This window comes from Methylomonas sp. MED-D (assembly GCF_050276835.1).
GTDB classification, from domain to species: Bacteria; Pseudomonadota; Gammaproteobacteria; order Methylococcales; family Methylomonadaceae; genus Methylomonas; species Methylomonas koyamae_A.
The window spans coordinates 4,440,370-4,452,660 of record NZ_CP189965.1; the positions used below are offsets into that span (position 1 = coordinate 4,440,370).

At 55.5% G+C, this 12,291-nt stretch carries 3 protein-coding genes and 3 tRNA genes; all 6 read right to left on the reverse strand.

Translation table 11 applies throughout. The features are described 5' to 3' along the window. Window position 1 precedes the first annotated feature (1 nt). The 6 genes from ACQE3E_RS19745 to ACQE3E_RS19770 all read right to left on the reverse strand — a co-directional run bounded on the left by ACQE3E_RS19745 (window position 2) and on the right by ACQE3E_RS19770 (window position 12,230). Window positions 2–5,344, reverse strand: coding sequence for a type I polyketide synthase (locus ACQE3E_RS19745; protein WP_313730580.1), 5,343 nt, complete (start codon window positions 5,342–5,344; stop codon window positions 2–4). Next, the gene (locus tag ACQE3E_RS19750; RefSeq protein ID WP_313730578.1) at window positions 5,337–10,670 is read right to left on the reverse strand and encodes a type I polyketide synthase; all 5,334 of its coding nucleotides are present in this window, start codon (window positions 10,668–10,670) and stop codon (window positions 5,337–5,339) included. The genes ACQE3E_RS19745 and ACQE3E_RS19750 overlap by 8 nt, the downstream gene beginning before the upstream one ends. Window positions 10,671–11,029: 359 nt before the next feature. Continuing rightward, window positions 11,030–11,137, reverse strand: a complete 108-nt coding sequence (locus ACQE3E_RS19755; RefSeq protein ID WP_409521127.1) for a transposase — start codon at window positions 11,135–11,137, stop codon at window positions 11,030–11,032. Between the two features lie 839 nt (window positions 11,138–11,976). Next, window positions 11,977–12,052, reverse strand: a tRNA-His gene (locus ACQE3E_RS19760). A gap of 18 nt (window positions 12,053–12,070) precedes the next feature. Next, a tRNA-Arg gene (locus ACQE3E_RS19765) sits at window positions 12,071–12,147 on the reverse strand. A 6-nt stretch (window positions 12,148–12,153) separates the two neighbouring features. Next, window positions 12,154–12,230: transfer RNA gene (locus tag ACQE3E_RS19770), tRNA-Pro, on the reverse strand. Window positions 12,231–12,291: the final 61 nt, after the last annotated feature.

A 12,291-nucleotide genomic window follows, 5' to 3' on the forward strand; every position in this document is an offset into this window, starting at 1 on the left:
TTCAATCCATAGCCGCCAAACGCCGTTCCAATAAAGCCGAAAGCTGCTGTTCCGAAAAATCGTCGAGATTGTCGCTCAAGGGCTCCTCTTCCGCGCCGAATTCCGTTGCCAACTGTTGACTAAGATAAGCCAACAGCGCCTCAATGGTCGGATAGTCGAAAAGCATAGTCGAGGCCAGTCGCAATTCCAACGTCTGGCCTAATTTTCGGCTTAACTCCATCGCCAATAAAGAGTCGAAGCCGATATCGAACAAACGCTGCCGGGGCGCCAACCCAAGGCTTTCCGGATTCCGCAACACCTGGGCGATTCCCTGCCGCACGGCTTGTTCCAATAAAGCCGGCCGCCGGGCAGCGTCGCTTTGCCGCCATTGTTGAATCAAACTCTCCGACTGAGTATCGTGGCCAGCCTCGTTAGCCGCCATCGTTCGATAATAATTCGGCACCTCGAACGGTAAGGCGGCAAAAAACGCCGGCCAGTCCACCGGCATCACCGCCGCCTGCGGTAAATCTTCAGTCAACAAACGCTCGAATAAAGCCAAGCCCTGCCGCGGTTGAATCAGGGCCAAGCCTTTTTCGGCCATCGCCTCAGCCGCGCCGGCCAGCATGCCCTCGCCGCTCCAGCCGCCCCAGTTAATTGTCAACGCCGCTAAACCTTGCTGTTTTCGGTTCAGCATCAGCGCATCGGTATAGGCATTGGCCGCCGCATAATTGCCCTGCCCCGGCGCCCCGGTCAATGCGGCCAACGATGAAAACACCGCGAAAAACGCCAGTTCCGGGAACGATTGATCTAAAAACCGCAACGCGCTGACTTTAGCCCGCCAAGGCCGCTCGAAATCGGCTTGATTCATCTTCAACAAAGACGCATCGCTCAATGCGCCGGCGGCATGGACAATGCCTGCCAAGGGCGGCAAGGACTGTAATTGCGCCATCAAAGCGCTGACGCCTTCCGCTTGCGCCAAGTCGGCCGCGACTCCGATAATTTTCGCGCCTTGAGCTGCCAATGCCTGCAACTTCAACGGGTCGATGGCGGTTAAGCCCTTGCGGCTGGCAATCAGCACGCTATCCGCGCCGTGTTCAACCAGCCACTCCACGACCGCAAAGCCCAAGGCGCCGGAACCGCCGGTAACCAAATACGTCTTGTCGGCCGCTATGGTTAATGCCGCGCGGTTTTCCGGACGCCAAGGCAACAATCTCGCGGCATAACATTGCCCGCCCCGCAAGGCCAACTGTTGTTCGCCGCTGATGCCGGACAACAACCGCGCCAGCTTGCCATTTTCGGCGGTATCGATAGCGTCTACATCCAATGCTTGCCAAATCCGCTGCGGAAACTCCAGTGCCGCGGTCTTAAGCAAAGCCACGCAAGCGCTTTGTTTCGGGCAAACGGCCTCGAGGTCGATCACAGCACCTCCCCGAGTCAGCAGAGTGACTTTAGCCGCGATATTCCGAATTTCCAACGTCTGAACCAACGTTAAAAAGCCTAAACAGACGCTGCTGTCCTCTTCGCCTAAAAAGTCTTCGGCGCAATAAACCAAATGCAGTGATGTCGAGCTTGGTGAAAAATCCCGCCAATACCCGGAATCTCGCAACTGTTCGGGACTCATCAAGCTCAAGCCCACGACTTGGGTCCCTAATTTAGCCAGCAAGCGGTTTGCCGTTGCCGTGCCGATGCACAATACGTGCTCGCCAGCCGGCTGTTCGGTCAGGTCGGTATCGGCTAGCAATGTCCAACCCGGCCGACAAAGCCAATCCTCCGGCCGTTGATCCGCCGCTACCGCCAACGCTTGTTTGGCTAATGGCTGAAAACTGACGCCTTGCATAGCCAATGTCAGGTTATCACGGTCTTTCAGGATCACATCGACCTGACAAGCCCGGTCTGTTCTGGACGACAATCTGGCAAGACATGAGCCGCTAAACTCGAGCGGCCGGTAAAAATCGATACGCTCTACCGCGAACGGTAGCCAGGTTTCGTCGCCGGCGGTTTCGCCGACCGCTATGCCGGCGGTTTGCAGACAACCATCCCAAATAGCCGGATGCAAGAGATGTCCCGGTTCACATGCTCTGGGTTTAAAGCCGGCAAAGACCGTCTGTCCGGCGATCTCAATGCTCTCCAGCACCTTAAAGGTCTCGCCGTACACGATGTCTTTTTGCCGAAATTGCCGGTAGAGCTTGTCCGCTGCTAGGCGTTGCCGCTCGTCGCCAGCCGCCGGCGCCTCGAAATCGGTAAAGCTCATGCAAACATCGGTTTCGGCACTGATATGACGATGCCAGCCGGCAGCGTCCAAGCGGGAAAAAATACCGAGTTGATATTGGCCGCCGACGGCCTTAGCCTTAATTTGCAACTGAGTTTCGCTATCCCGCGACAAAAGCAAAGGCCGTTCGATCCGCAGATTTTTCAGCGCCAGGGCCGACGATTTACTCAACTGTTGTCCGGCTTCGAACAATATTTCCAGCAACACCGCGAACGGTGCCAATAGCCGGCCGAAGACTTGGTGTTCGCTCAAATAAACCTGTTCCCTCGGCGCCAGCCAAGTTTCGAAATAAACCGACTCCGAATCGGCTAGCTCCAAACGCTTGCTCAGTAACGGCGATAAGGTTTGCGTTGTTTCTACTCGTCTACTTTTTAACGCGCTGTCGGGCAGCCAATAACGTTTACCGGAAAAAGGGTACACCGGTAGCGGCGGGCAACACACATTAGGCTCTTGGCCGAAAATCGCTTGCCAATTCAAATCAAAACCGCAGGTATATAAGCGGGCGGCGCAATGCAGCACACTATCGGCTTGCTTGGGCTGCAAACTGGCAAATATCCGCTCCGCCTCGATCGCGTTGGCCGACAACATCGGCGCCAAAACCGGCTTCGCTCCGCATTCCAAAAACACGTCGCAACCCAATTGCCGTAACGCGCCCACATTGTCGGCAAAGGCGACCGGTTGCCGACAATGTTGCAGCCAATAATCGGCCCAAACGATGTCATCGCCGATGATTCGTCCGGTGACATTAGACATCAACGGCATGAAGGCTTTGCCGTACGCCGCTTGTTCGAAGATCCGCCTCAACGCCGGTAATACTGGCTCCATCATCCGGGAGTGAAAAGCATGCGAGACCGCTAGCGGCGTACACTGTACGGCACTCTCCGAAAAATATTGCCTAGCCTGCTCGATCAGTACGCTAGAGCCCGCCAAGACGCAATGCCTAGGCGAATTGACCGCCGCGATGTCCAACTCCGGCCAGTTAGCCGCCAATAACTTGCCAACCTCTTCGCGGCCTGCCGCGACAGCCAGCATCGCGCCTTCGGCCGGTGCTTGCTGCATCAGTTGCGCCCTGGCGGCCACCAAGCTTATAGCCTGTTCCAAGTTGAATACGCCGGCAACGCAAGCGGCGACGTATTCGCCCAGACTGTGCCCCATCACCGCATCCGGCTCGATATCCCAAGACAGCCATAGGCGAAACAGCGCGTAATCGACCGCGAAAATGGCCGGCTGCGCATAGCAGGTTTGTTGCAATTGCGCGTCGCTGCTGTCGAATAACAGTTGCTGCAGCGGTATAGGCAACGATTTTTGCAAATATTCGGCGCATTGATCGATGGTTTGCCTGAAAACCGGCCAGCGCCGGTATAAATCTTGGGCCATGCCGGGATACTGCGAACCCTGACCGCTGAACACCATCGCCAATTTTGGCTTTTGCCGGCCTTGCCCGGAGCGGTATAAACGCCCATCGTCCCGACCTATTGCTAACGCCGACAAAGCCTGTTCGATCTGCTGTCGATCGGTGGCGACGATCAGCGCGCGGTGTTTCAAATCCGCCCGGCTAACGGCGGCGCGATAACACACCGCATGTAAATCGGCATCGTGCGCAGCCAGCCAGTGTTGATATGCCGCCGCCAGCGCCGTTAAGGAAGCCTCGCTGTTGGCCGAGAGCTTTAGCACCAAACCCCGGCCCCGTTCGACAGGGTGTTCCGCATTCCGAGCCGGCGCTTCCGCCAGCAATACGTGCACATTGGTGCCGCTCAAACCAAAGGCGCTAACGCCGGCTATCCGCGTTTGTCCTTCCTCCACTTGCCACGCCTCGAACTTTGTCGCCACTTTCAGCGGTATCGCCTGCCAAGGAATATGGGCGCTGGGGGTGGTAAAGTTTAAATGCGGCAGCAGCATGCGCTGTTGCAACATCAAGACGGCCTTAATCAAACCGGCAATCCCCGCCGCGCCTTCCATATGACCGAAATTGGTTTTCAAGGAACCGATATAAAGCGGATTGACCTCGGCTCTATCGCCGCCCAGGACGCTGTTCAAGGCGCCGACCTCGATCGGATCGCCCAAGGCCGTACCGGTGCCGTGGGCTTCGATATAACCGACATCGGCCGCCGTCAACAGCGCATCGGCCAAGGCCGCTTTCAATACGGCTTCCTGTGCCCGTTCGCTGGGTACGGTCAAACCGCTGCTACGGCCGTCGTGATTGGCGGCGCTGCCCTTGATCACTGCGCAAATCGGATCGCCTGCCGCCAACGCATCACTAAGCCGCTTCAATACCACCAGCCCAACACCGTCGCCACGACCGATGCCGTCGGCCTTCGCATCGAAGGTTTTGCACAAGCCGTCCGCCGCCAGCATCATCGCCTGACTTTCGGTAATCGCGGCACGCGGCGATAGCTGCAAATTAACGCCGCCGACCAAGGCCATATCGATTTCGTTGCCGCGCAGGCTTTTCACCGCCAAATGCACCGCCAACAACGATGAAGAACACGCGGTATCGATGACCATCGCCGGGCCTTGCATACCGTAATAATAGGCCAAGCGACCGGCCAGAATACTCGGCGCGTTGCCGGTACCGGTATGCACGTCGATGGCGCTGTCGTCCTTGATCAGCTCGGCGTATTCCTGCGTCATGCAACCGATATACACCCCGCTACGACTATTGCGTAAGGTTTTGGGATGAATGCCGGCGCGTTCGAAAGCTTGCCAGCTGGTTTCCAGCAATATGCGTTGCTGCGGGTCCATCTGTTCGGCTTCACGAGCGGCAATGGCAAAAAAATCGGCATCGAAGCGGTCGATATCGCTTAAAAAAGCGCCGTAACGGCTGCTGATTTTGCCGGGCGTTTGAGCGGATTCGGCATAATATTCGGCTAGCGACCAGCGCTGTTCCGGTACTTCGCCACGGGCATTTTTGCCTTCGGCCAAAAACCGCCATAAAGCCTCGGGAGAATCGCAAGCGCCGGGAAAGCGGCACCCGATCGCCAGCACTGCGATCGGCTCGTGCGCGGCCTGTTGATAGTGGGCCAACTGGCCGCGCAACTCGCGCAACTCGTCCAAGGCTCTGCGCATTAAGGCTTGTTGTTTCTCCGACTCAGTCATCGCTCTGTCCGCTTTCCCATTTCGACAATTCCCGCTCCAACAGCACCGCAATATCCTCTTCTTCCTGATCAAACGCTTCCGTCGGCGACTTTTCCTGTCCGGCCTGCTCGCTGAACAACGCCGGGAAAACCTCTAGGCTGATATATGCCAATAATTCGTCGACCGACGGATATTTGAACGCCAGCGTGGACGGTAAAGCCGTCTGGGTGGATTTTTGCAAACGATTGCGTAATTCCAGCGTCATCAAAGAATCCATGCCCAACTCGGCAAACCCGATTCCCGCAGCCAATTGCCCAAGGTCGTGCAAGCCAAGCACGGCAGCGACATGCTCGGTCAAATGCCGGTGCAAAAACCGCCGCCGCTGCTCGAGCGGCAACAGGCCAAGCTGTTCGGCCAGGGTCTGTCGGTTTTGCTCAACCGGCTCGAAGGCTTTGGTCAACGACGAACGGTTAAATTTGAAGTGCCGCCAATCGACATTGAATAAACCGACCGGCGCCGGAAGACGCTCTCGATTGTCGGACAAAAGCCGCTCGAGAAACGCAAACGCTTGCTCGGCGCTTAATTTGCCGATCCCCGCCAAAGCCAAACTATCGGCAGTTTGAATATCGGCCATGCCCGCGCCGGCCCAAGGCCCCCAGCCCATACTCAAGCCCGGCAAGCCTTGCTGCCGCCGCCATTGCATCAAGGCATCCATAAACCCGTTAGCGGTCGCGTAATTGCCTTGTCCGGGCGCGCCCAACCAAGCCGCCATCGAGGAATAGGCCACGAAACAATCCAAGTTCAATCCCTGGCTAAAACGATGCAAATTCCATAAGCCAAACACTTTGGGTTTCAGCACTTGCGCCAGCCGTTCACTATCTAGATTGGCCACAACGCTGTCCTGCAACACCCCGGCGGCATGGAAAATCCCACGTAAATCTTCGCCATGCTCAGTCAAAATGGCTTGTACTTGTTGCGCATCGGCAATATCGGCTTTCAGCTCGATCACTTCGGCGCCCAAACGCAAAATCGCCTCTAACCGGTCTTTGCCGCTGTCCCGAACGCCGTGGCGCGAGACTAACACCAGTTTAGCGACGCCTTTTTCCGCCAACCAGTGCGCCGTTTGCAGCGCCAAAGCCCCGGAACCGCCGGTCAGTAAATAAGTGCCCCGCGCGCTAAAACCCGGTTTTTGGGCGACGCTAAACGTATGCAACCGCGGCGAAAAACAAGAGTCGCCGCGTAAAGCGATTTCGGTTTCTTGCGCGTGACGCGTTAAAACTGCCACGACATGCTCGGCGGTAAGCCGGGTTTCATCCCAATCCAACCATTGGCAAGGATTTAGCGGATACTCGTGGTTAAAACTACGCAATAACCCGGATAAGCCCTCGAGAGTCGGATCGAGCACATCTGTATCATTAACCGGCCTGGCTTGGCGGCTTAACAGCGCTATTTTGACCCCGGCCCGTTCGCCGATGGCGGCGGCCTTTTGCAAAAATCGCAATAAAACAACGGCGTTTTGTGCCGCTTGCGACGCCATATTCTCGGCCAACGAAGCGCTATCCAAACACAACAAAACGCCTTCGGCGTTTAGGTCCGAGGCGATAAACCCGTCAAAACCCAGCCATTGCGCCCAGGCCGCCGTATCGGCGAAGGCTTTGGCCAAGGCATTCCCTGTCACCAGCCAACGCGAAGCAAGCGGTTCTACTGTCGCCTTGGACAGCGCCTCGGTTTGACGCCAAACGATGGCGTAAGCGTTTTTCTCCACCGTCAAGGCTTGCCGCATCGCATTGCTGTCGGCTTTACGCAAGCTAACGGCGGATAATTCGGCAAGGACTTGCCCCGATTCGTTGAATAATGTCACCCGGCCTTGAATGCTGCCTTGCCGGCCGATTTCCCCATCCGTCAAGCACGCATGGCACCATAACTGGGTCAAGCGGTTTTCCGCCGCCAATTGCAATTGCTCGACCGCTACCGGTATGTAAGTCTCGGTGTATTGCTCCGGCACGGCGGCGCCTAACAATTGAAAGCAAGCATCGATGAGTCCGGGCGGCAGTCCGAAGGTCTTATCCTGAGCTGTCAAGGGACGAATCCTGGCCAAAGCCTGATGTTCACCTTTGAATAATTGCTCGAACCAGCGAAAACTTTCGCCCAATTGCACGTGTTGCAGCGTCAGCAATTGGTAGAAATTTTGCACGTCAACCGACTCCGGGCATTGCCGGCGCAGTTCCTGCAAATCCAGATCGGCGAAGTTAGCCGGGGCCGCTACCATCGACGCCGTCAGATGCTCGGTAAACTCGGCAGGCTTTTCGTCGAACAAGCTAATCACTTTAACTTGATATTGCCGCTCGCCCAGCGGCGTCAGTCCCAGCTGTAATAAGCGCTGTTCCTGTTCCGCCAGTTGCAGGGCTTCGATAAACTCGATATCTTGGATCTTGAACGCCAACATCGGGTAGCGCTCCCGGCCGACCGCAATCAAGGCCGACAAGTGACACGCACCCGCGACCACCACGCGATCGAAGACTTTATGATCGAGTAAGAACGGCAAATGCCGGCAAGCCATCCGGCCTTGGTACAAATCACCCGCCCAAAAGGGCGTCTTTATCGCTTGTTGCAACATCGGATGGATGCTCTCGCCTAGCGAGACATCAGCTTTAGCCGGTCTTGGGCTGAACCAATAGCGCTGTCTTTGCCACGGATAATTCGGCAAACTCAGCAAACGCCGGCGCCGGCCTTGGTAAACGCTTGGCCAATCCAAGTCGTGGCCGGCTTGGTATAAAACCGCCGCGACTTGTTGGCAGGCGCGCCAGTCGTTGCCCTTGGCATCCAGGGAACACGCGCCGGCAAGATTCGTTTGTTGCACCAGGCTACTCAATACCGGCCGACCGCCAAATTCGATAAAGAAATTAGCACCTAGTCGCGCGGCCGCCGTCAATGCCTGTTTGAATAAAACCGGCTGCCTGACATGCCGAAGCCAATAGTCGACGCTACGCAAGACTTCGCTTTCCGCTTTGCCGGTCAGCGTTGAAATAAACGGCCATTGCGGTTTATTGAAGGCAATCCCGTGCAAACAGGTTTCGAAATCCGCCAACATGCTATCGATCTGGGGCGAGTGAAAACCCCGCTTGACCGGCAAGACTTTAGTAAACCAATCCTGTTGCCGGGCCCGCACGGTAAAGTCGTTAATCGCTTCGCCGGCACCGGACACCACAATCTGCTGGTCGGCGTTAACCGCGGCAATAGCCAGTTTGGATTCCAGACCGCTGAGCAATTGACGGACTTGTTCCTCATTGGCGTAGACGGCCAGCATAGCGCCGTCTTCCGGCAAGGCCTGCATCAACCGGCCTCGGCAAACCACCAAGCGCAAGGCCGCCTGCAAATCGAATACCCCGGCGATACAAGCCGCGGCATATTCGCCCAAGCTATGGCCCAACACCATGGCGGGCTTTACCCCCCACGACAGCCACATCTTGGCCAATGCGTATTGCAATGCGAATAAAGCCACTTGCTCGTGCTCGGTCTGCTCCAAACGAACCGAGGCTTGGTCGCCATAAAGCAATTCCGTAACTTGAGTCCGATTTTGTTTAACCAATTCGGCGTCGCAAGCATCCAAGGCGGCCTTGAATACCGGCTGCCCGTTGTATAAGGCCCATCCGGCACCGGCTCTAACGCTGCCTTGTCCGGCGAATAAAAATACCGGTGCAATAGGCGCTTTAAGATTCGATTGCCAAGTTTTTTCCGCCAACGAGGTTTGTAAAAACCCTTGCAACTGTTCGACGCTATCGACTACCGCAGCCAGTCGCCAATTAAAATCGTCTCGGCCGATATTGGCGCTGAAGCAAAAATCCGCCAAGTCTTCAGCTTTTAATGTAGCCAATTGCTTAAGGTGGCTTGCCAGCCAATCCTGCAAAGCCGGTTCCGATTTGGCCGACAATTTGAACAAATAGCTGCCTTCCGCATCGCTCGACACAGCGGTTTGCTGGCAATCGGCCGCCGCCACGAGTACCTGGGCATTGGTGCCGCTCAAGCCGAACGAACTGACGATCCCCGCTTTGGACGGTAGCGGCCAGGCCGCAGCCTGTGTTGCGACTTTCAGCGGATGATCCTGCCAGGGAATGGCCGGATTCGGCTGGTCGAAATGCAAACTGGCCGGAATCCGGTTATGGCCTATCGCCAAAATCAGTTTAATTAAACCGGCGATTCCTGCCGCGGCTTCCAAATGGCCGATATTGGTTTTCACCGAACCCAACAATAATGGCTCGGTCGATTGTTTGCGCAATACCTCGGCCAAGGCCTGGTACTCGATAGGATCGCCGAGCGAAGTCCCGGTACCGTGGGTTTCGATATAAGCAATTTCGTCGGCCTGTGCATTGGCAGTTTGCAGCAATTTTCGCAACAACGCTTCTTGGGCTCGGCCATTGGGCACCGTTAAGCCACTGCTGCGACCGTCATGATCTACTGCCGAACCGCGAATCACCGCCAAGACTCGGTCACCGTCGCGTTGGGCGTCGGACAAACGTTTCAGCGCCAGCATACCCGCCCCTTCGCCTCGCCCGTAGCCATCGGCTGAGGCGGCAAAGCTTTTGCATCGTCCATCTTTTGCCAAAGCTTTGGCGGCCGACATCAATATAAATGCGCTGGGCGACAGCATCAATTGCACACCGCCGGTCAAGGCCAAATCGCACTCTTGAGTCCGCAGACTTAAACACGCTTGGTGTAGAGCCACCAGCGAAGAAGAACAAGCGGTATCGATAGAAAAACTAGGGCCTTGCAGACCTAGTTGATAAGACAACCGACCCGAAGCAAAACAAAATCCGTTACCGGTACCGGTATAAAGTTCGGCGCCGGCCATATCCCCCGACTCACGTAATAAATGTAAATAGTCTTGCTGGCCGATACCAATAAATACACCGGTTTGACTGTTCTTCAAGCGTCGGCTGGCAATGCCGGCATGCTGTAAGGTTTCGTGGGCGAGCTCCAGTAACAGGCGCTGCTGAGGGTCCAGGCTGTTGGCTTCGCGGGGAGGAATGGCGAAGAATTCCGCGTCGAAACCGTCGATTTGCTGCAGAAACGCCGCTTCGCCGACATAGGTGCTACCCGGCCTTTCACCGCTAGGATCGAAAAATAAAGAATGGTCCCAGCGCTCTTTAGGGATGGGACCGACCGCATCCACTTCGTCCTGCAGCATTTGCCAGTATTGCTCGACGGAGTCGGCTTTTCCCGGAAAACGGCAAGCCATACCGATAACGGCAATCGGCTCAGTCTGCGAGCGCTGATAATGTTCTAACTTAGCCTGTAATCTTTCAATCGCCAAAAAGGCTTTTTGTAAAGGCGTTAGGGAGTGATCCACGTGATTTACCATGCTACTGATAGCACAACCCTCTTAATTTAAGAAAATCATCGAATAATTTCGTTAACTTGTAATATCTAGCGTGACAGTATGCGCCTCAGTTAACTGACAATTAAGGATAGTAAAAATCCTCCGCAAGGCCGGGAAATTTATAATGCGACCACTAACGCGCGTCCTTATCGTTAACTACCAATCGGTGGCGACTCGTGGCCAAAGGTGTATTTACGCCATTCGCGGGTCTTCCTGCCCTTGATGCCGGAAATTTTCCCGATCCATCGCCCCCCCCCCCTGCCGGCCATCTAAACAAAATACCGTCACGCCCCGTAATGCTGCCGCGCGAAGTCGCGCTTTTTCTCGCGTTAGAGCCTGGGCAAATGAATCGCGCTCTTGCCTTTGATGTCGTCAATAATCTGCGACATCGAAATTTTTGGCGATTGCAAGATCAGCATATGCACATGGCCCGGCATCGCTTGCCCGTCCAATGCTCAGCTTTCTATCTGGCTACTACTTGCCAAAACACTTCACGGAACGATCATGAAACTGCCGCATCGCCCCGGCGAATGCAAGATGCTGTGCGAGAGGCGGCGGAAAGAGGTCGATTAACTTTTAAGAAGCTAGAGCCCGACACCTAACATACCCCGTTGGGCTGTGGCTCAGCTAAGCTCACAGTTTGTGTGGTGTCAGAAAACAACTAGGGCGAGTTCGGCAGTCTTAAACAGAGCTGCGCGAGATGGCAATGGATGCGTCGCTTCAGCCGGAACTCGTTACGCTAGAAAGCACCGGCATTGAATGGCAAAGCCCATATGCGGCTTTGGAGTGGCACGGCTCAAGACCAGCCGAGGTCTACGCCAGCCATGTCAAGCAAAAGCGCAGGGGAAACACGTCACACCCCAGAACCTTGGCATCCACAGCCGCCAAAAACCGGCGTTGCCGCTCATCCAGCGCTTCTCGGATTAGCACCCAATGTTGGCGAATGCAGAATCAGATACCATGCATCGAAGAATATACGACTACAGGGAGTTGAATAAGCTATTTGTTAACAATACATTGCGATACAGCAACAAAACGCAAAAGTCATCTACCAATGCTGACGCCGAAAATTCAGAGGTTACCTTTTGATTTGCCATCGACAATTGACAGCTTTGCCGCAGAGCAGTTACGGGAGACCTAATTTATTAGAGCACCGCGTGTAGGCTTTACAGGGAGGGATTTGTTTTTTAGAAGGCGACGCCAGCAACAGCAATCTATTAAGATGCCTGATGGCTTTTTAAAGCGGAGAGCAACACTTGCAAGGCGCTGATTTTACTGGGGTGAACGATGGGGCTCGAACCCACGACAACCGGAATCACAATCCGGGGCTCTACCAACTGAGCTACGCTCACCATAACGTGAATTTGCAATGGCACGCTTGGCAGGACTCGAACCTGCGACCCTCGGCTTAGAAGGCCGATGCTCTATCCGGCTGAGCTACAAGCGCAAAACTTGGTCGGGGTAGAGAGATTCGAACTCCCGACATTCTGCTCCCAAAGCAGACGCGCTACCAGACTGCGCTATACCCCGAATTGATCTTGTTTTCTCCCCGCCACTCGCATGAGCACCGGAAAGACCGACATCTTACCTG